Here is a 20,495-nt window from a genome sequence, read left to right as displayed (position 1 = left end):
TCAGAAAGCCCGCAGGTCGGATTCGATTTCTTCGAGTTCGTGCTGGCTGAGCGAGCTCAGCGTCAGGTCGGACGGGGTGAGTCCGCCCGCTCCGGGTTCGCGGGCGTGCGCGACCAGGGTCCGGAGCATCCGGAACCACGTTTCCGCCAGCTCGCGGGTGTCCGCCTCGGACACGACGCTGTCGGCCCAGGTCCAGGTGGCACGCAGCACCGGACCGTCCGCCTGGTCCACCGTGGCCGCGTTGACCTCGATGCTGTGGGCCATGGGCATACCCGGCCCCGTGCCGTCCAGGCCGGTCCCGTACTCCGGTACGACCGACCAGTCGGCGTCGTCCGAGACCTCGAAGCGGCCCAGGTAGTTGAAGACGAACTCCGGCTGGGCCGCCTGCTCCAGCAGCGCACCGGTCTCCGGGTTCAGATAGCGAAGGAGGCTGTACCGGACCCCCTTGTCGGGGATGCCCCGCACCTGCTCCTTGATCCGCTTCACCGCGGTCCCGACCGCGGGTCCGGCGGCGTCCACGTCCGCCCAGTCCAGCTCCCCCAGTTCGAGCCTGATCGGGAACATGCTGGTGAACCAGCCCACGGTCCGGGAGAGATCCACGTCCGCGAGCGCGCCTTCCCTGCCGTGGCCTTCCAGGTGCAGCAGCGCGGTGCCGTCGCCCGCCGTGCCGCGTCGGCGGTGCCAGTCGCCCATCGCCAGCGCGAGCCCGGCGAGCAGAACATCGTTGATGTCGGCGTGGAACAACGCCGGCACGGCGGTCAGCAACTCCTCCGTGAACTCGGCCGACAAGGACGCGGTGAAGCGCCGGTCCCGGCTCTCCAGGTCACGGCCGGGCACCCTCGCCCGGTCGCCGAACCGGGCGGCGCCGGGACGCAACCGTTCGAGCCAGCCGGGGAGTTCCGCGACGCTGGCCTGCGCGTGCGCCTGCTCGCTGAGCACCTCGGACCAGCGACGGAACGAGGTCGGCACCGGATCGAGAGCGATCGCGGCGTTCCCTTCGCCCCCTCGCCAGGCCGTCGCGAGGTCGGCGGCCAGGACGCGCCAGGAAATGGAGTCGATGGCCAAGTGATGGACGATCAGCGCGAGTTCGCCCCGGCTGTCCGGCCCGGCATCGCACCACACGGCCTGGAGGACGTTGCCCTCCCGCGGGCGAAGCCGGTCGCGGGCCGCATCCGACTCCCGTCGAACCAGCGCGGCCCGGTCGTCCTCGGAACGCCCCGCCACGTCGATCCGCCGGACGGCCGAGGCCGCGTCGACCGCGCCCACCGGCAGGGTTTCGAGCGCCCAGTCTTCCGCGCCACCGCGCAGGGACAGCCGCAGGCGCAGGACGTCGTGGTGGTCGAGGAGGGCCTGCACCATCGAGATCAGGTGCGTTTTCGTCAGTCCTGAAGGTGTGCGCAGGACCGCGAACTGGTGGTAGGTGTCCAACCCGCCACCGCGTTCCCGGAACCACTGCATGATGGGAGTGGTGACGACCGGCCCCACCCCACTGTCCGCGACGGGCGTCGGCTCCTGGTCGATCACGGTGACCGTCTCCGCCAGTGCCTCCATGTCCCGGTGCTTCAGCACCTCGCCGACGGTGATCCGCAGACCGGCTTTCCGCGCCCGGCTGACGAGTTGCATGGCGATGATGCTGTCTCCGCCGAGCGCCACGAAGCCGTCATCGAGCCCCACGTTGCTCAACCGGAGCACGTCGGCCACCAGTTCGCAGAGGACGCGCTGGTGCCGGGTGACCGGATTTCGCCCGGCCACACTCGAATTCGGTCCGTCGAAAGGGCTGGTCACGTATTCCCTCATTCCGAGTCCGGTCTGGAATCGAGAACGAAGCTATCGAGCGGCGGCCGCCACCAGCGGCAGTCACAGCGGCAATCCGAGGGAGGACCACAAAGGAGGGCGGGTGAACTGCCGGTGCGATTGCCGCCGGACGCGACGGCGCACGCCGACACTGACAGGCGCGACGTCCGTACGGAATCACATCGAGAAGAGGCTTAACGGTGACAATCCAGCAACCGACCCGGTCGGCGGTCGACCTTGCGATGTTCGGCGGCGAGCGAGCCGTGCCCAGGGAACTCCGGATCAGGCCCTGGCCGTTGGTGACCGAGGAGGACGAGCAGGCGGTCCAACGGGTGCTGCGGTCCGGCCGGTTCACCTCCGCCTCGTCGGGAGAGCAGGAGATCGCGGGGCTGGAGCGGGAGTGGGCGCGGCACGTCGGCACGGAGCACTGCGTGGCGGTGAGCAACGGAACCGCCGCGCTGTCGGTCGCGCTGAGCGCCGTGGGCGTGGGGGCCGGTGACGAGGTCATCGTGCCCGCCTTGAGCTTCATCGGCAGCGCCACCGCTCCGCTGCACCTCATGGCCATGCCGGTATTCGTGGACATCGACCCCGCCACGTTCAACCTGGACCCCACGGCGCTCGAAGCCGCGATCACGCCCCGCACCAAGGCGATCGTCGTGGTCCATCTGCACGGTCTGCCCGCCGACTTGGACCGGATCACCGCGATCGCCGACCGGCACGGGGTCGCCGTGGTCGAGGACGCCGCGCAGGCGCACGGCGCCCGGTACCAGGGCCGGGCCGTGGGCTCGATCGGCGCCGTGAACACGTTCAGCCTCAACGTCAGCAAGAATCTGGCCACTTGTGGCGAGGGCGGCCTGATCACGACCGATGACGCGGACCTGGCGACGAGGGCGACCATGCTGCGGCAGTTCGGCGAACTCATCCCGGCCAACGGCGAACGCAGCTACGTCGCCCATCTGTTGGGCTGGAACTGCAAACCGAACGCGATACAGGCGGCCTTCACCCGGAGCCGCCTCACGCGGTTCCCCGCCGAAGCGGCCGTCCGCGAGGAGAACGTCCGCCGACTGCTGGGACGACTGGCCGCGTACCCCGGCTTCCTGGTGCCCGAGGTCCCACGCGATCGCACCCATGCCTGGCACATCCTGCGCTTCCGGGTGAACCCCGCCGCCTTCGGGCTGGCCGACGAGTTCGCGGGCCCGCTGCGCGCCGTCGTACAGCGAGCCTTGCGTGCCGAAGGGGTGCCCGCCGCGCCCTACCAGCTCCAACCGCTGCCCGCGCAGCGGGTGTTCACCGAACGGCGTGGGTTCGGCGGCTACCCGTGGGCGCTGCCCGGCGTCGTGGCCCGCCCCTACCGCGCCGAGGACTTCCCGGCCACCCTGCGGGTCCTCGACGACTCCTTCACCCTTCAGAAGGCGCACCTGCACCCGGAGTCGGGGCCGTTGCTCGCCAGGTACGCCGACGCGTTCGAGAAGGTCTGGCAGCACCGCGACGCGCTGGCCGCCGTCGCCACGACGGCGGCCTACACGCCACATTGGGAACGCGCCTCGGAGATCGCCGACGCCGAGTGGTCCACGGCGTTCCACGGTCGATGACCTCGACGGCGCCGGTTCAGGCCAGCAGCCGTCGCACCTGCTCCATCACCGTCGCGCCGGAAATCCCGTTGCGCGCCAGGAGATGACGGTGTCCGCCGGTACCGGCGGCGAACCGATCGTCCACCGCCACCCGCCGCACCGGACAGCCGACACCCAGGCCGGCCACGACCTCGGCCACCGCGGATCCGAGGCCCCCGGCCGCCCAGTGTTCCTCGATGGTGACGATCCCGCGCGTGCGGGTGGCGGCCGTGACGATCGCCTCCTGATCGAGCGGTTTGACCGTGTGCATGTTGAGCACGGCCACGTCGATTCCGGCACCGGCCAGTTCGTCGGCGGTCTCGACCGCGGTGAGCACGGGATACGGTCCGGTGGCGATCAGCGTCACGTCGGTTCCCCGGCGCAAGGACTGCGCGACCCCGATCCGCACCGGCTCCGGCGACGCCAGGGCCGGCGTCGCGCCGCGCCCGAGGCGCAGGTACACCGGTCCCGGCAGCTCCGCGCCGGCTCGGACCAGGCTCTCGGTGGCGGGGCCGTCCGCGGGTACCAGCACCGTCATGTGGGGCAGCATCCGCATGATGGCGAGGTCTTCCAACGCATGGTGGGTGGAACCGAGATGGCCGGCGGAGAGCCCGCCGTGGGTGGCGACGATCCGCACCGGCAGGTCGTTCCAGGCGATGTCGAGTTTCACCGCTTCCAACGCGCGGGTGGCGGCGAAGGTCGCCATGGTGTTGACGAAGGGAATCCGGCCGGACCTGGCCAGTCCCGCCGCCACACCCATCAGGTTCTGTTCCGCGATACCGAGGTTGAGGTACCGCCGCGCGGCCTCGCCCCATGAGGTGGCGGAGAACAGACCGGTGTCGCTGTCCAGGCACACATAGCGTTCGTCCTCGCCGACCAACTCCACCAGTACGTCCCGGTATACCTCCCGGGCCGCGCGGGCCTGGTCCGACGCGGTGGGTTCGGCTGTCACGACGGACATGTCGTCTCCGTTCAGGGTCGTTCGCCGCGCAACACCGCCGCTCGGGCACGCCGGTGCCCGCGCTCGGTGAGTCGGACGTAGTGGCTGCGGGCCTGGCCTTCGATGTAGGGCAGTCCTTTGCCCTTGACCGTGCGGGCCAGCACGACGGTCGGCTTGCCCGGGGCGTGCGGGATACCCGACAGGGCCGCCCGCAACTGGTCCGTGTCGTGCCCGTCGACCTCGTGCACCGTCCACCCGAAGGCGCGCCAACGGTCCCCCAGCGGCTCAAGGCCCACGGTTTCCTCGGTGTCACCGCTGATCTGCAGCCCGTTGCGGTCCACGATGGCCACCAGCCGGTCCAGTCGCTGGGCACCGGCAGCCATCGCGGCCTCCCAGACCGAGCCCTCCTGCAGTTCGCCGTCGCCGAGCACGACGAAGCAACGCCGGTCGCTGCCGTCCAGCCGTGCGGCGAGCGCGAAGCCGACGCCGAGCGGCAGCCCGTGCCCGAGCGACCCGGTCGGCATCTCGACCCCCGGGACGGCCGGGTTCGGGTGTGCGGTGAAGATGCTGTCCAAAGCGCCGTAACTCGCCAGCCACTCCTCGGGGAAGAAGCCTCGCTCCGCCAGGGCGGCGTACAGTCCGATCGCGCCGTGGCCCTTGCTCAGCAGGAGGATGTCCCGGTCCGGCGCCTGCGGCAGCCGCGGGTCGATCCGCAGCACGTGGTGGTAGAGCGTGACCAGGATCTCGACCAGGGACATCGATCCGCCGAGGTGGCCGCCTTCCGGGTTGGCGCACATGCGCACGATGAGTTCCCGTGCCCTGCGCGCGTGGTCGTCGCTCATCGGCCCTCTCTGGTGAGATGCCCGTCCAGTTCGGTCAGCGCCCGGGTCAACACCCGGATGCCGAACAGGTACTCGGACAGTTTGATGTGTTCCCGGTCGGAATGGTCCAGGCTGCTGTCCCCCGGCCCGTAGGTGGCCATCGGCATCGTCCACTCCTCCGCCAGCGTGTTCATGTCGGAGGTGCCGGTCTTCACCTTCGCCCGCGGGCTGCCGCCCTGCGCGCGGATCGCGACCGAAAGGGCCCGCACCACGGGGTCGTTGCGGCCGACGCGGCAGGCGCGCACCGCGTTGACGACCTGGAGGGTGCCCGGGGCCGACCGCTCGGAGAGCGCCGTCACCAGGCGCTCGCCGTCGAAGCTCGGCGGAGTGCGGATGCTGAACTCCGCGGTGGCGTCGGTCAGTTCGCCGTTGATCGAGGTCAGGGTCGGGCCAGGGGAGTCGAATCGGGCGTGGCTCGCCTCCGGGCCGAGCAGCTCCAGGAGTTCCGTCCACGCCCGGGCCGCCAACTCGGACGCCTTGGGCACGACGTTGCTGGGGTGGGTGGCCTCGCACCGCACGTGGTAACGGAGGTCGATCTTCCCCTTGTACCCGAGGACGACCGTGTCGCAGCCGCTGGGCTCGCCGATGATCAGCGCGTCCGGTGGCTCGTGCGTACGGCGGATCTCCACCGCCCCCCGGGACATCGTGGTCTCCTCCTCCACCGCGCCCACGACCACGATCCGGCCGCGGAAGCCGGTGCTGCCGGCGGCCGCGCAGATCATCGTGGCGAGCGGCCCCTTGGCGTCGACCGCACCCCTGCCGTACAAGCGATCGCCGACCACCCGCACCGGGACGTCCCCCGGCACGGTGTCCATGTGCCCGAGCAGCATCACCGTCGGGCCCGGGCCGCGCCGGATCTCCCCGATCACGTTGCCCGCCCCGTCGATCCGCGCGGTGAGACCGGCTCCGCGCATGGCCTCCACCACGTGACCGGCCAGCTCCGACTCCGCGAAGGACGGTGAGGGAATCCTCAGCATGCCGTGGAGCAGTTCGATCGCGGCCGGGTCGGAAAACCCTGTCACTCTTCCTCCAGGAGCACTTCGGTGCAGGAGCCCGCCAGGGCCTCCTGGACCGGATGCGGTCGACGGCCGTCCGCGATCAGGACGCGGTGCACACCGGCCAGCAGTGCCTCGCGGGCCGCGATCAGCTTGACCCCCATTCCTCCAGTGACCACCGGGGGCGCCCCCTGACGGGGAACCCGGCAGACGGGGAGCACCGACCGTTCGTCGTGCCGGTCGGCCAGCACCCCCCTCGCCCCGGTGAGCAGCACCAGGGTGCTGGCCCGGACGGCGCCCGCGATGGCCGCGGCGGCGCGGTCCGCGTCCGTGTTGAGCACCCGGCCGTCCTGACCCAGGGCCGGCGGCGACACCACGGGCAGCAGCCCCGCCGCGAGCAGCGTGGCCAGCAGGTCGCCGTTCACCTCGACGATCCGTCCGCTGTGGTCGTCCCTGACCACGAGCCGGCGTCCGTCGATGAGTGCGCGGTGCGCCGGCTTGCGGGCGGCCACGAGAAGTCCGGCGTCCAGACCGGTCAACCCGACCGCGTTCGCTCCGCATGCGCGCAGGGCGCCCAGCAGACGGGGCTTGACGGAGCCGGCCAGCGCCAACTGCACCACTTCGAGCGTTCGTTCGTCGGTGTACCGGCTCGACACCCCGTTCGGGGCGACGAGCCGGCGGGAGGGCACTTTGAGGCGTTCGGCAAGGCTGTCGATGTCGGCCGAACCGCCGTGGACGAGGATCACCGGCCTGCCGCCGCGGTGCATGGCGGCAACGTCCTCGCAGATCGCCTCCGACCGAACAGCGGCGTTTCCACCGCACTTGACCACGAGCATGTCTCGCATTCGCTTTATCAGCCTCACGTCAGTTCGGGTGCAGTCCGGGGAATTCCAGCCCCGTCCGCTCCGGCCAGCCGAAGCGGACGTTCAGGCATTGCACCGCGCCGCCCGCGCCGCCCTTGACCAAATTGTCCAAGGCTCCGATCAGGGTCACGGTGCCGTCGTCGGCGGACACCGCGAACCCGACGTCGCAGAAGTTGGATCCCGTCAGGATCTTCGGCTCCGGCAGCCGGTACAGGCCGTGCCGCTGGGCGATGACCCGGACGAACGGCTCGTTCTTGTACGCCGCGCGGAACGCGGACCGGACCTCTCTTTCCGTCACGCCGGACGCCAACTCCGCGTGGCACAACACCTGCACGCCGCGGACCGCCTCGACGCCGGTCGCGGTCATCCGCACGGTGCGCCCCGTGGCCTGGGCGATCTCGGCCTCGTGCCGATGCCGGGAGGGCGCGAACACCCTGAGGGCACCGCTGCGTTCGGCGTGGGCGCCGGCGGGTCCGCTGGAAACCCCCGACCCGCTGGAACCGGTTCTGGCGTCCACCCGGACCGTGCCCTCGATCAAGCCCGCCTCGGCCATCGGCCGGACCGCGAGAATGCCGGCGGTGGCCATGCAACCGGGAACCGAGATCCGGTCGCTCGTGGCCAGTTGGGCGCGGTGCCATTCAGGCAGCCCGGTGGTGAAATCGGGGATCAGCTGCGGTGCGGTGTGCTCAACTCCGTAGTAGGACGCGTAGGTTTCGGGGTCGCGTAGGCGGAAGTCTCCGGACAGGTCGATGACGGTCTCGGCCAGCTTCAGGAAGCCGGCCATCCTTCCCATCGTTTCCCGGTGCGGAGCGGCCAGGAAGAGCACCTCGAAATCGGCGCTCTCCACTGCGTCGTGGCCGACGAAGCACAGGTCCGTGTGGCCGCGCAGATTGGGATGGGGACCGTCGACCCGACGCCCGGCGAGGCGGTCGGACGTGGCCGCCACGACCGTGACCCGTGGATGACCGAGCAGCAGCCGCAGCAACTCGCCGCCGATGTAACCGGATGCCCCGACGACCGCTACTCGGAGCATGAGCGTGACTTCGTCAGGAGGTGGTCGACGATCCGGTCGGCGACGGAAACCGTGTCACCGAGGGCCTGTTGGAGACCGGAGAACTCGACACCGTGGTTGACCTCCAGGACGAGGATCTCTCCCGTCTCGTCCTCGATCAGGTCGACACCGGCGATCTCGGCCTCCACCGCCTGTGCGGCCATGACCGCGAGTTTCGCGATGTCCGGTGTCAGGGGACACAGTTCGCTCACGGCACCCCGCGCCACATTGGTCCGCCAATCCTCACTGCGCCGGTAGGTCGCCGCGAGTGCTTCGCCGCCCACCACGACGACCCGGATGTCCCGCCCCGGTTTGGCTATCCACTCCTGCACGTAGACGATCCGCGCCTGCGGTGAGGGCAACGCGGCGACGTACTCCAACACGGTTTCCGCGGTCCGCCGATCCGGCAACGCGGCGACCAGCCTTCCCCACGAACCCTGTAAGGGCTTCACCACAGCCGGATAACCGAGGGTCTCCAGAGCCGTCAGCGCCGCTTCCGGGGTCAGCCCGAGGGCCGTTCGCGGCGTCGGGAGTCCGGCTTCGACCAGCGCCGCGGAGGTGCGCCACTTGTCGCCGCACAGCTCGGTCGCCCGCGCCGAGTTGACCACCGTCGCCCCCGCCGACTCCAGCGCGTGGGCCGCGTACGTCGCCCTGGCGAGCCCGATCTCCCTGTTCAGCACGATCGGGCGGAGGCCGCGGTCACCGAGTTGGTGCCACCACTCACGGCTGTCGATGTGCCGATGGGCGATCCCTCTGCGACCGAGGGCTTCGAGGATGCTTTTCTCACTGGCCCGCACACGAGAAGCGAGAACCGCGAAGGGCACCGCGCGGCTCACTCGCCCCAGTCCTCTTCGACCTCCGGCGCGAGCGCGGCCCGTAGGGGATCCAGCGTGAGGATCTCCAGTTCGCTGGCGCACTCACCGCATTCCACGATTTCGCCGATCACTGGGGTTCCGGCGGGAACCACCGAGTTCTCGCATTCCGGGCAGGTGACCATTTCCCGTTCCTTTCCTTGACCGCCACGAGTTACGAGTAAACGTAATGGCCGTTCCGGGTCCCGATAGGCAGAACCAGCGGCAGTCTCAGCGGCCTGGCGTCGCCCCCGTCGGGGTGCGGTCCTGGTCGGGGTGCGGCCCTACACGTACAAGAGCCGCACCAGATGCAGCGCCGTGAACCGCTCCGGCAGGTGGGCGCCTGCCCGCCGCACCAGGCCGTGGATCAACAGCGCGTGCAAGGCGGCGGGGGGATCCGGGACCAGGTGATCGATGTCCGCGACCGTCCAGTGCGGACGGTCCGCCACCTCGGCCAGCACGTGGCGGTAGCGCTCGGCCACGACGTCGACGCTGCGCGCCAGGGAACGCAGCAGGTTCTGGCAGGCGCAGCCCGTCGGCGAGGAGAGCAGATGCGAGTCACGACCGGCTCGGGCCAGCAGGAGCTCCGGCGAGTACACCAGGCACCAACCCGCCGCGTATTCAAGGGCCCTGGGGACGCCGTCGAGCCAGCGGCACAACTGCACCACCGCGTGCGCGTTGTCCTCCCGCAGCCGGAACCCCGGCCGCGAGCGGCGCATGTGGGACAGGAACAGCGCCACGGACGCGACCTCGCTCAGCCGGGCGTGGTCGTAGTCCCGCGCCTCCTCCGGCACGACCATCGCGGTGAGCGGCAGTACGCGCTCGCCCGACAGGTAGCGCGGCGCCAGACCGGTCACCACGACGCTCAACCCCGGGCAACGCCGGAGCAGTTCGCCGACGTCCACCCTGCCGGACCCCGGAGCGTCGTCGCCGTCGATCACCAGCAGCTCGCGCCGCTCGCCGATCGCCCTGGCGAGATCGTCGGTCAGGTCGGTGGCGCGCGTCGGCGGCTCGTCGGAACCGGAGACGGCCGCCGGGATCGCACCGCAGCACGGTGGCTCCCCGGTCAAGGAGTGCCACCCGACCCGCCAGCCCCTGGCACGCAGCACCTTGGCCGCCTCAAGCACCAGATGCGTCTTGCCGATGCCGCTGATTCCGACCACGCTCACCAGGCGGTGGCCGTGCACGGTCACCTGATCGAGCAGGACCTGCAACTCCGCCTCCCGGCCCACCAGCGCGCCGGGCGGAGCGGGCGGCGTGGGCACTTCGAACAGCGGGACCCGGTGGTCCGCCGGGCTTCCACCGGCGGCGTGCAGTTGCAGACGCTCCGGGTCGGCCAACCGCAACGCGTCGGCGAGCAGCCCCACGCTCTCCCGCCGGGGCCGCCGCACCCTGCCGCTCTCCAGGTCCCGGATCGCTCGGACGCTCAACGTGGCGAAGTCCGCCAGTTGTTGCTGGGTCAGTCCGGACCGACCCCGATGGCTCTTCAGAAGCTCGGCGAAGGGGACTGCTCCGGCATCCCCCGCCGACGGTGCCGACTTCTTTCCGACAGCATGCGGACCGACGTTCACGCGCCGGCCGGTCTCCCCGTAGGCGTCCCCGAACGCGACGTGTCCGAGCACTCCTCTTTCCCGGTCACAAATTTCGCGGACCGCTTCCCGTAGTTTATTGCTCACGGATCCGGGCGCCCTTTCTCTGTACGTTCCTGAATTCAGAGTGAGGAATGCTGGAAAAGTCCCGGCCGATGCCGTTCGACCGTTCCTCTCCCGCTCATCCAGGATGGTGAGCACCCGTCCCGGAATCCACCGACGGAACCATTCACCAAGTGCTCTGACACCAAAGCGAGGGGTGAACACAACACCCACAGGACCTCAAGCAATGGCAATACGGACAGATGCGACTGTCCCCCGGAGCGCCACCCACCGGCCACCCGGCGCCTCAGCCCGCGAAGAACGACTCGATCCGGTCCGCCGCCGTCCGCAGCCCGGTCAACCGCCCACAACCGGCGTGCTGCCGGAACGCGGCCGCTCAGCGTTCGGGAGCCGCCTTGCGGAGGGCGGTGATGCAGCTGGCGATGGCCAGTTGGAGCTCTTCCAGCCGCTGGACCATGTCGTCCTCGTAGATGTCGTCGGCGTCGTCGAAGGTCAACTCCTCGAACACCTTCGTCGCCTTCTGCAGACTGCTGTAGAACTTGGTGCGGCGTTCCTGGACGCGCAGTTCGGGGTCGGCCTCGACGGCCTGCACCACGAGACCCTTGACCGTGTCGTACGCCTCGGTGACCCACTCGCCGGCCTCCTCGTCGTCGTCCAGCTCGTCGAGGAGGGACAGGTGCCGCTCGGCCTCCGCCCGGAGTTCGACGGGGGCGTCGACGGTCTGCCCGGCCGGGGTCTTGATCTGGCCGTTCTCCGCGATCTGGCGCACGTATCCGATGCGGTCCGCCGCCCGACTCTCGGTGGCCACCGCCTTCTTCAGCTCGTCGGTCCGCAGAACGTCGCGGGCCAGCTCCGCCTGCAGGGCCGGGTCCTCCTTGAGCCGGTCCAGCAGCGCAGCCTGGGCAGCCTTGGCGGTCGAGGGGTCGGCGAGGATCGCGGCACGCAGCGCGGTGGGGTTCTCCGCGACCTCCAGGGCCTTGGTCGGCCGGATCCCCTCGGCCTCGGCCGCGGCAGTGATCGCGGTACCGCGTACGGACGTGGCGCTGTTGCGGGAGCTGTAGTACGAGAGCCACATCTCAGCGTCCGGCAGCTCGATGTCCGCACCGGGGGCCAGCGCCTCGAACTGCGGGACGACACCGTCGTCAGCGGCCATGTCCCATGCCTTGTAGAACCGCATCACGCGCTCCGGCGAACACCCGGCCAGCTCGGCGAACTCCTTCGCGGAGACCTTCGAAGTCTCCCCCGCAGCCTGCCCTCCGGGCCGCACGCTGCGCGCGACCTTCAGCGCGAACGCCCAGCCGCCGGTCCGCGCGTACACCCCGAACTCGCGGGCATCCCGCACGACATGATCGTCCACGGCACCCGCCGCGACCTCATCGCCGGACGACGCCCTCTCGTCCCAGAAACTCTCTTCTTCCGACGTCTCGTCGACGGGCGGGACGGCCGGCTCGGACGCAGCGGTCGCTACGGTCACAGGGAACTCCCCAGATCAACACGGGTTGCAAGAGACAGAGCGAGCAGCCTATAGGAACCCGTTCACGCGGTTTGCGGGCTCCCTTTCAGGTGATCAGTGGGCGGCCGACAGCAGTTGTCGATGATCTTGCGCAATGCGAGGACCGTGGGGAGCGGCCCCCGCCGACGCAGGGTCGTTCCACCCGAGTCAGCGAAATGCAACAGCGCTTGTATAAGCGCTGTTATGGTTGCGGTATGAGCGACTCCCCCACCACCGACCCCGGTAGCGATCCCAGTCAGGAGAGTCTGTGGCGGCCCCTGCGGCTGTTGCAGGAGCGGATGGATGCGGAGATTGCGCGGGTCTATGCGGAGCGGCGGATCGAGGGGCTGAAGCCCAGTTTCGTGCAGGAATTGTTGCGGCTGCATGCCTGTGGGCCGATGACGATCACGGCGCTGGCCGAGTCGGTCGGCCGGACGCATTCCGCACTCAGTCAGAAGGTGGCCGCGATGCGGGCGGCCGGCTGGGTCGAGACCGTGACCGGCGAGGACGCGCGCAGCAAGCAGGTGGCGCTGACGGACAAGGCGCGGGCCGCCATCGGGCGGTTGGCGGCGGAGTGGCGGGCAACTGAGGCCGCGCTGGCGGAGGTTGAGGCCGAGGTGCCGTACCCGCTCTCCCGGGTCGTCGTCGACGTCGAGCGGGCGTTGGAACGCAAGAGCTTCCACGACCGGATCGTGGCGAAGCTGGCGGCGGATCCCGCGTGGGAGTGAGGCGCGCGCTGATCGACGTCACGCCGTTGCGGACGTCGCGGGCGTTTCGGCGGCTCTGGGTCGGCCAGACGCTCTCCGGGTTCGGCGGTCAAATGACCGTCGTCGCCGTGATGTTCCAGGTCTGGCAGATGACGCACAGCACCGTCTGGAGCGGTGCGGTCGCACTGGCCCAGGCGGTTCCCCTCATCGCGCTGGGACTGTTCGCGGGTGCGGTGGTCGACCGCGTGGACCGACGGACGTGCTACGTGGCGATGACGGCCGGCCAGGCCGTGTGTTCGGTGGCGCTGGCGGTGCAGGGGTTCGGCGGCGGCGTGCCGGTGGTGGGGGTGGTGCTGCTGGTGGCGGTGCAGTCCTGCTTCGTGGCGGGCGGTGGGCCGGCGGCCAAGACGTTCGTTCCGGCGCTGCTGCCCGGGGAACAGCTGGCCGCCGGGCTGGCATTGCGGCGGATCTCCTTCCAGGGCGCGATGTTGGTCGGGCCGGCGTTGGCCGGGCTGATGCTGGGCGGGCCGGGGGTCGGTGCCTGTTACGCCCTCGACGCGCTCAGTTTCGCCGGTGCGTTGTACGGGGCGTTGAGGCTGCCGTCGAGCGCAACGGGCGGGAGACCGGAGGGGAACGCCGGGTCGGCGCGGGCCGGGCTGCGGGACGTTGCGGACGGGCTCGCCTTCCTGGCCCGCACGCCCGCCGTTCGCGGGGCGTTGCTGACCGATCTCGCAACCACCGTGCTGTCGATGCCGATCAGCCTGTTCCCACTGGTCAACGCCGAACGGTTCGGGGGCGGTCCGCGCACGTTGGGCCTGTTCCTGTCCGCGGTCTCGATCGGCGGCCTCGCGGCCTCGCTCTTCTCCGGGACGTTCACCAGGCTGCCCAGGCCCGGTCTGGTCATGCTCGGCGGCTCGGCGGGCTGGGGTCTGGCGCTCGCCCTGTTCGGCCTCGCGCCCAACAGGTGGCTGGCGTTGGCCTGTCTGGTCCTGGCGGGTGCGGCGGACACCGTGTCCGTGGTGTCCCGGGGCACCATCGTCCAGTCACACACCCCGAGTGCGTTGCTGGGTCGGGTCGGCGCAGCGGAACAGATCGTGGGCCAGGCCGGGCCGGACCTCGGCAATATGCGGGGCGGGGTGGTGGCGAACGCAACGTCGGGAACGGTGGCGTTGGTCAGCGGTGGGGTGCTGTGCCTGGCGGCCGTGGTGACGGTGGGGGTCCGCACGCCGGGGTTGCGGGGACGGCACGGACAGGGTGGGCGGAGTGGTACGGACGCGGGGCCTGCCGAGCCGGTGGGGGCTGCGGGTAGCGGCGGGACCGTTCGCCCTGCGGAGCCTGGGGGTTCCGTTGGGTCAGCGGGCTCCGTCGGGCCTACGGGTTCCGTTGACTCTGCGGGTTCTTGACCGCGTTCGGTGACGGGTCATCAGGGCAGTTCGCCGCTCCGCCTCCGGCCGGGGCGCCGGGCGTAAGGCGAGGGCGGTGACGCCACCGAGCAGGCGCGGGGGCATACTTCCGGTCGGCGCGACGCGATTTCCCGCATGTGAGGAGCAGTCATGTCCGACCAACCCGCCGCCGCGAGGACGGCCTTCAAGGCACCCTTCAAGACGGTCTTCGAGGTGGGCTCCGCCGCTCTGGAACGGGCGCAGGCCATTGCCGACACGTTCCAGCGCGCGATCGCGCCGGCAACCGCGGACGTCGACTTCGGCGAGGTCAGCCGGGCCGCCAGCGCCGTTCCCGAAGGCTCCACCGTCAAGATCGTCCGCGGTTGGGGCCTCCAAGAGACCGCACCGATCGGCGTGCTGGTGATGTCCCTTCGGGAGGCGCTCCGCCAGGCACTTCCCCAACCCTTCGACCACCCCGCCTTCTGGGAGAAGGCCGAGGCCGCACTCACCGAGGTCTTCGTCGGCCTGCGCGACCAAGACGGCGCGCACTTCTCCGTCCACGGCGACTCCCCCGACAGCACCAGCTACCGCTACAACCTGCTGTTCACCGTCCAGGACGAGGACAGCGGCGGCTCCCTCTACGCCGTCGCCTTCTGCATCAACATCACGATCGCACTGAGCCCGGACAAGATCGGCGCGCTCAACATGGACGACGTCGCACAGTGCGCGATCCGCGTCAACGCGATCACGGTGCGGCAACCGGTCCCGACGACGGCGTGCGCCCAGCAGTGATCTGAGACCAGCCACGGTCCGATCCCAGTGACGGTCTGACCCAAGTGCCGATCCGGTCCAAGTGCCGTTCCGACACGGCTAGTTGATGACGGCTGCGTGCCGGTGGGGATGCGAACGCAGGAGGTCCCCACCGGCACCCCCCACCCGCCGCACGCCCGCCCCGCGTCCCTGCCCACACCGACGCCGACACCGACGCCCACAGGCACACCCATGCCCGTATCCGCGTGCGCGCACCTCCACACGGCACCCACCCGAACCTAAGTGCTACACTCACTTCCCTAAAGCTTTTAGGGAAAAGTTGGAGCATTCAAGGGAGCGGCAACCGTCATGGTGCGCGTAGGGCTGACCACGGAACGTCTGGTCCGGGCGGGGGCCGAGTTGGCCGACGAGGTGGGTTTCGAGCAGGTGACCGCCTCGGCGCTCGCCAGGCGGTTCGACGTCAAGGTCGCGAGCCTGTACTCGCACGTGAAGAACTCGCAGGACCTCAAGACCAGGATCGCCCTGCTCGCCCTGGAAGAACTCGCCGACCGGGCCGCCGAGGCCCTGGCGGGACGCGCCGGCCGGGACGCCCTGACCGCCTTCGCCAACGTCTACCGCGACTACGCCCAGGAGCACCCCGGCCGCTACGCCGCCGCTCAGTTCAGGCTCGACCCAAAGACCGCGGCGGCGAGCGCGGGCGTCAAGCACGCGCAGATGATGCGGGCGATCCTGCGCGGCTACCACCTGACGGAGCCGGACCAGACCCATGCCGTGCGGATGCTGGGCAGCGTCTTCCACGGCTACGTCAGCCTGGAGTTGGCCGGAGGGTTCAGTCACAGCGCACCCGACTCGCAGGAATCCTGGTCGCGGGTCCTGGACGCCCTTGACGCCCTGTTGCGGAACTGGCCCGCGCGCTGAACGCCGGCCAGGCAACCACCGCGCTCACGCCCAACCGGCCCGACACCTCCGCAACCGCAACAACTGCCGTACCCACAACGGCTCGAATCCTCCGACCCAGCCCGCCCGCCCACACCCCGATCAACCGGCCGCCGACGCCAGCAGAGGCAACGAGATGAGCACCGAGCAGCACACCTTGATCACCACCCCCCTCACCCCGGACCTCGTGCGCGGCGCGCTCGACCTGGAGCACACCGCGCACGGCCTGCTACCGCACCGGCTGCCCGCACGGGCCCGCGCCCAGTACGCGGACGGCCAGCTCGCCATGGCCGAGTCCCAACCCTCCGGCGTGCGACTGGCGTTCCGTACGCGGGCCACCGTCGTCGAGTTGGAGACGCTGCCCACCAAGCGGGTCTACGTGGGGGCGCCGGCCCGCCCGGACGGGGTGTACGACCTCCTCGTCGACGGCCAACTGGCCGGTCAGCACAGCGTGTTCGGCGGTGCCACCCTCACCATCGACATGGCCACCGGAACCTTCGAGCACCAACCCGGCCCGACCGGCACCCTGCGCTTCGCCGAACTGCCGGACCGCGTCAAGGACGTCGAGATCTGGTTGCCGCACAACGAGACCACCGAGCTCGTCGCGCTGCGCACCGACGCCCCCGTCGAACCCGCGCCGGACCGCGGCCGCAAGGTGTGGCTGCACCACGGCAGTTCGATCAGCCACGGCTCGGACGCGGCCAGCCCGACCACCACCTGGCCCGCGCTCGCCGCCTCCCTCGGCGGCGTGGAGCTGATCAACCTGGGCCTGGGCGGCAGCGCACTGCTCGACCCGTTCACCGCCCGCGCGTTGCGCGACACCCCCGCCGATCTGCTCAGCATCAAGATGGGGATCAATCTGGTCAACGCCGACCTGATGCGGCTGCGCGCCTTCACTCCGGCCGTCCACGGCTTCCTCGACACCGTCCGCGAGGGCCACCCCACCACCCCACTGCTGGTCGTCTCGTCGATCCTGTGCCCCATCCACGAGGACACGCCCGGCCCCTGCGCTCCGGACTTCAGCTCCCTCAGCACCGGGCAACTGCGGTTCGTGGCCACGGGCGACCCGGCGGACCGCGCGAACGGCAAGCTCACCCTGAACGTCATCCGGGACGAGCTGGCCCGCATCGTGGCACAGCGCGCCGCCGAGGACCCGAACCTCTACTACCTCGACGGTCGCGAGCTCTACGGCGAGGCGGACTTCGCCGAGCTGCCGCTGCCCGACGGCCTCCATCCGGACGCGGCCGCGCACCGCCGGATCGGCGCACGCTTCGCCGAGTTGGCGTTCTCCGACGACGGTCCGTTCGGGGAGCGCGGCGGAGCCGGTGCCTGAGGGCGGGCAGGAACGGGTACGGGCAGGGGCGTACCGGTTACCCGGTACGCCCGCGCCCGCCGGGGACGCACCTGCCGGGGAAGCCCAACGATGGGGCCTCTCCCGCTAACGCCCCGCCCGTCCAGGCACCGCCGCGGCATCCGGCGTCGCCACGATCCGGGAGGCGAGGTCCGTGGCCGAGCCCGTGCCGTGTTGAACGGTCCAGCCCGTGGAGCCGGTCAGCTTCGCGCGCACCGCCGGGTCCCGTACCGCGGAGGTGGCGTCGGTGACGGTCGCCGTCAGGCGGTGGCGGCCTCTCCCGACCGCGAGTTGACGGAGCGTCACGCGATCGCGGTCGCGGTAGCCGCGCAGTTCGCGGCCGTCGAGATACCAGCGGACGAGTACCTCGCCGTGCGCGACGTCGCCCGCCCGGGGCAGGGCCAGGCTCGCCGTGGTACTCCCCCGTTGGGTTCGATCGACCGGGGCGGCCGGCGAGGCGTGCCGGTAGAACCCGGCGATCATGGCTTCTGCGCCAGGCAGGTTGAAGGGCCTGCCGAGGGTCCGCATCAGGGAGTCGGCCGTGGGGCGGTACAAGCCCTTCACGTAGTAGTTGCCGCCCTCGAACGCGCCGACCGTGCCGCCGTCCGGCGAGGCCGCGCCCAGCCAGCGGTACCACTTGGTGCGCCCGGCGGCCATGGCGCCCGCGTTCAACACGGACGAGTTGGACTCCGGCTTCTCGGGCCCGGTGTACTGCTGGTACTCGGGGACGCCCGGGTAGGAGTACTCGTCGGCCAGTTTGCCGAGGGAGTGGCCGGTCTCGTGGACGGCGACCTGACTGGACGCCTCGTCGTGCGCGGAGGCGGTGGCGATGCCTTCGTAACCGAGCGTCGGGCTGGCCTCGTTGTAGCCGGCGCCGCCGTACTTCGCGCTGTTGGCGAGCACGATCACCAGGTCGGCCTGCGGTGCCTTGGCGACGTAGGAGTCGACCTTCGATTGGTCGATGCAGAGCAGGCGCTCGGTGCCGTCGCACCAGAAGTGCGCGCCGAGTGCCGTGTTGCGGACCACGTCCTTGCCGGGATCCCCGCTGACCCCGCTGTCTTGGGAGACCGCGTCGACGGTCCAGACATTGAAGAGCTTCTGGTAGGTCCGGTACGGCTCCACGCCGAGGAAGTCGTGCCACTTCTGCTTGGCGTCGGTGTGGAACTGGTCGAGTTGGTCCGCGGTGTAGCCGTCGCCGACCACGACGACGTCGAGCCGGTCCTTGGGGTCGCCGTTGTCGATGACCTTGGTGACCTGACCGTCGGCGCCCTGCGCGGCGGCGGTCAGGCCGACGGGGGTCAGACTGGCGGCGGGAGCGCGGGGGAAGCTGCGGGGAACGTAGCGATAGCCAGATCCGGCCGGACCGTCGGCGGCCGCCGGGTCATCGGGCGCCGGGCCGGGGACTTCCACGCGCACCCGGGGCCCCGGATCGGCGGCGGCCGGGACGGAGAGTCCCGTGAGCGCGAGCGTGCACACCCCCGCGACGGCACATATCCGTCTGAGGCGACGTCGAGGCAAGAGCATCAAATCTCCTTACTGGAAAGGGAGTTGAGAGAAGAATAGAGACAGCCGAAAGAGGCGAGGGGGCTGGGGGCGCGCGCCCCGTTCCCCCTCCCCGGCGGTCGGGAGCTAACCCCGCAGGCTCACCGTCATGCGGATGTCGTCGGCCGCCCACAGGACGAACCGTTCGATCGGCGTCACCTCGTGCCCCGGTACGGGCCGGAAGCGGAAGCGCTTGAGCAGGACGGCGAGCATCAACTCGGCCTCGACCGTGGCCAGTCCGGCGCCCTCACAGCTTCGCGGCCCGAAGCCGAACGGGATGTACGCCAGCCTCGGCCGCCCGGCCGCCTCTTCCGGCGTGAAGCGCTCGGGCCGGAACCGCTCCGGCTCGGGCCAGTAGTCGGGGTTCATGTGCACGGCCCAGAACGGACAGAAGACCGTCGTCCCGGCCGGGATCTCGTAGTCGCCCACCACGAGGGCTTCGGACGTCTCCCGCGCGCCATACGGGCCGGGCGGATAGAGCCGCATCGCTTCCTTGAGCGTCATGTCCAGGTAGCGGAGTCGGCGCAGATCGGCGTAGTCGGGTGCGGGGCGCGTGCCGAGCACCTGGTCCAGTTCGTCGGCGACCCGTTCGGCGACGTCGGGGTGCTGGCCGAGCAGGTGCAGGGTCCAGGACACCGCCACCCCGGTCGTGTGGTGGGCGGCCAGCATCGTCACCATGACGGTGTCGCGGATGCGCGCGGGCCGCTCGCCGGCCGCCACGAGCGCGCCGATGAGATCGCTCCGGTCCGTGCGGCCGTCGGAGCGGTGCGCGCCGACCAACTCGTCGACGGTGGCGCGTAGATGGGCCAGGGCGGCGTCGGCCCGTGCGTCGCGCGCGGCTTGCACGGCCGCGGGCGGCGCGTCGTAGAGCCGCCCCAGGTGGGCGGTGAGTACGTCCTCGAACGCGGCGACCACGCCGTTCGGATCGGCCACTTCGCCACCCAGCGCATACCCACCGATCATGCGCAGCGACAGCGCCGTGAGGTCCTTCTGCAACGCGACGGACGCCCGCTGGACGCCGTCGGGTTGGTCGAGTTCGACAGCTCCCCCAGCCGGCTCGACCTCCTCGGCCTGCTCCGCCCAACGATCCGCGAGCACCGTCACCAACTCCGTGAACTGCGCGAAGTGCCGCTCGTGGGACGGCCGTCCGGCCAGTACGGACAGCAGCAGTTGCCGCCACGGCCCGTGCTCCTCGGCCGGCATCACCTGGAGGTTGCCCGCCTCGCAGAGCGGGTCCAGGAACGCGAACAGCCGCTCCGGCCGCTCGTCGATGCCCGCCACGGCCTCCAACAACACCGGATCGGCGATCGACACCGCCTCACCCGCGCCCGGGAGTGGGAACCGCACGACGGGCCCGTGGTCGGCGTGCAGTTGGAGTTGGTACGTGTGCAGTCCGCCCGCGGCCGCGATGGCGCCCGCCCCACCATCCGCCCGGACCTCAGGACCAGGGATGTTCATGACGACCGCCCCTCCAGTCAGTTCACAGTCAACCCAACGCACCACGCATAACGCACGGGGCTCTTCGGCGCGCGCAGCCCGATCGTACGGGCTCGCCCCCGTGCCTGACAGGGCCGCATCCGATCCGACTGACGGCCGCGGTCACGACGCTGGAGGTGGTCGCGAACGGATCGTCACATGTCCCAACTACGGCCCGATCCAGCATGGTTGTCCGCGGGA

Annotated in this window: 18 protein-coding genes; 6 read left to right on the top strand and 12 right to left on the bottom strand. The window is 70.6% G+C overall.

Features of this window, described 5'->3' with window-relative positions:
• Positions 1-1,752, bottom strand: coding sequence for a condensation domain-containing protein (locus PV796_RS34440; protein ID WP_274917657.1), 1,752 nt, complete (start codon positions 1,750-1,752; stop codon positions 1-3).
• A gap of 242 nt (positions 1,753-1,994) precedes the next feature.
• Between PV796_RS34440 and PV796_RS34435 the strand changes: the two genes are divergently transcribed.
• Positions 1,995-3,386, top strand: a complete 1,392-nt coding sequence (locus tag PV796_RS34435; protein WP_274917656.1) for a DegT/DnrJ/EryC1/StrS family aminotransferase — start codon at positions 1,995-1,997, stop codon at positions 3,384-3,386.
• A 16-nt stretch (positions 3,387-3,402) separates the two neighbouring features.
• Here PV796_RS34435 and PV796_RS34430 read toward each other — a convergent pair whose 3' ends face one another.
• The 9 genes from PV796_RS34430 to PV796_RS34390 form a co-directional block, all read right to left on the bottom strand.
• Positions 3,403-4,365 carry a transketolase family protein gene (locus PV796_RS34430; protein ID WP_274917655.1) on the bottom strand — a complete coding sequence of 321 codons (963 nt, stop codon included), beginning with the start codon at positions 4,363-4,365 and terminating at the stop codon, positions 3,403-3,405.
• A gap of 11 nt (positions 4,366-4,376) precedes the next feature.
• On the bottom strand, positions 4,377-5,186 hold the full coding sequence (locus PV796_RS34425; RefSeq protein ID WP_274917654.1) for a transketolase: 810 nt from the start codon (positions 5,184-5,186) through the stop codon (positions 4,377-4,379).
• The gene (locus PV796_RS34420; RefSeq protein WP_274917653.1) at positions 5,183-6,247 is read right to left on the bottom strand and encodes a M20/M25/M40 family metallo-hydrolase; all 1,065 of its coding nucleotides are present in this window, start codon (positions 6,245-6,247) and stop codon (positions 5,183-5,185) included. Before PV796_RS34420 ends, PV796_RS34425 begins: the two co-directional genes overlap by 4 nt.
• On the bottom strand, positions 6,244-7,056 hold the full coding sequence (locus PV796_RS34415) for a [LysW]-aminoadipate kinase (protein ID WP_274917652.1): 813 nt from the start codon (positions 7,054-7,056) through the stop codon (positions 6,244-6,246). The genes PV796_RS34420 and PV796_RS34415 overlap by 4 nt, the downstream gene beginning before the upstream one ends.
• 28 nt (positions 7,057-7,084) lie before the next feature.
• Positions 7,085-8,116, bottom strand: coding sequence for an N-acetyl-gamma-glutamyl-phosphate reductase (gene argC, locus PV796_RS34410; protein ID WP_274917651.1), 1,032 nt, complete (start codon positions 8,114-8,116; stop codon positions 7,085-7,087).
• The gene (locus tag PV796_RS34405; RefSeq protein WP_274917650.1) at positions 8,104-8,970 is read right to left on the bottom strand and encodes a RimK family alpha-L-glutamate ligase; all 867 of its coding nucleotides are present in this window, start codon (positions 8,968-8,970) and stop codon (positions 8,104-8,106) included. The genes argC and PV796_RS34405 overlap by 13 nt, the downstream gene beginning before the upstream one ends.
• Positions 8,967-9,131 carry a lysine biosynthesis protein LysW gene (locus PV796_RS34400; protein ID WP_274917649.1) on the bottom strand — a complete coding sequence of 55 codons (165 nt, stop codon included), beginning with the start codon at positions 9,129-9,131 and terminating at the stop codon, positions 8,967-8,969. The genes PV796_RS34405 and PV796_RS34400 overlap by 4 nt, the downstream gene beginning before the upstream one ends.
• 138 nt (positions 9,132-9,269) lie before the next feature.
• Positions 9,270-10,607, bottom strand: a complete 1,338-nt coding sequence (locus PV796_RS34395; protein WP_274917648.1) for a helix-turn-helix domain-containing protein — start codon at positions 10,605-10,607, stop codon at positions 9,270-9,272.
• A 406-nt stretch (positions 10,608-11,013) separates the two neighbouring features.
• Entirely contained in the window at positions 11,014-12,111 is a 1,098-nt protein-coding gene (locus tag PV796_RS34390; RefSeq protein WP_274917647.1) for a hypothetical protein, read from the bottom strand.
• A gap of 233 nt (positions 12,112-12,344) precedes the next feature.
• Here PV796_RS34390 and PV796_RS34385 point away from each other — a divergent pair, with 233 nt between their 5' ends.
• The 5 genes from PV796_RS34385 to PV796_RS34365 all read left to right on the top strand — a co-directional run bounded on the left by PV796_RS34385 (position 12,345) and on the right by PV796_RS34365 (position 17,258).
• Positions 12,345-12,857 carry a MarR family winged helix-turn-helix transcriptional regulator gene (locus PV796_RS34385; RefSeq protein ID WP_274917646.1) on the top strand — a complete coding sequence of 171 codons (513 nt, stop codon included), beginning with the start codon at positions 12,345-12,347 and terminating at the stop codon, positions 12,855-12,857.
• Positions 12,848-14,239, top strand: a complete 1,392-nt coding sequence (locus PV796_RS34380; protein WP_274917645.1) for an MFS transporter — start codon at positions 12,848-12,850, stop codon at positions 14,237-14,239. Before PV796_RS34385 ends, PV796_RS34380 begins: the two co-directional genes overlap by 10 nt.
• 150 nt (positions 14,240-14,389) lie before the next feature.
• Positions 14,390-15,010 (top strand): Type-2Aa cytolytic delta-endotoxin, encoded by a 621-nt coding sequence (locus PV796_RS34375; protein ID WP_274917644.1) that lies wholly within the window; start codon positions 14,390-14,392, stop codon positions 15,008-15,010.
• A 327-nt stretch (positions 15,011-15,337) separates the two neighbouring features.
• Positions 15,338-15,907, top strand: coding sequence for a TetR/AcrR family transcriptional regulator (locus tag PV796_RS34370; RefSeq protein ID WP_274917643.1), 570 nt, complete (start codon positions 15,338-15,340; stop codon positions 15,905-15,907).
• Between the two features lie 154 nt (positions 15,908-16,061).
• Positions 16,062-17,258: a GDSL-type esterase/lipase family protein gene (locus tag PV796_RS34365; protein ID WP_274917642.1), complete on the top strand. Its 1,197-nt coding sequence runs from the start codon at positions 16,062-16,064 to the stop codon at positions 17,256-17,258.
• Between the two features lie 105 nt (positions 17,259-17,363).
• Here PV796_RS34365 and PV796_RS34360 read toward each other — a convergent pair whose 3' ends face one another.
• Positions 17,364-18,800: a M64 family metallopeptidase gene (locus tag PV796_RS34360; protein ID WP_274917641.1), complete on the bottom strand. Its 1,437-nt coding sequence runs from the start codon at positions 18,798-18,800 to the stop codon at positions 17,364-17,366.
• A gap of 105 nt (positions 18,801-18,905) precedes the next feature.
• Positions 18,906-20,276, bottom strand: a complete 1,371-nt coding sequence (locus PV796_RS34355) for a cytochrome P450 (RefSeq protein ID WP_274917640.1) — start codon at positions 20,274-20,276, stop codon at positions 18,906-18,908.
• Positions 20,277-20,495 lie beyond the last annotated feature (219 nt).

This window comes from Streptomyces sp. WZ-12 (genome assembly GCF_028898845.1).
Lineage (GTDB): Bacteria > Actinomycetota > Actinomycetes > Streptomycetales > Streptomycetaceae > Streptomyces.
This window is presented reverse-complemented; position numbering and strand designations above follow the sequence as displayed.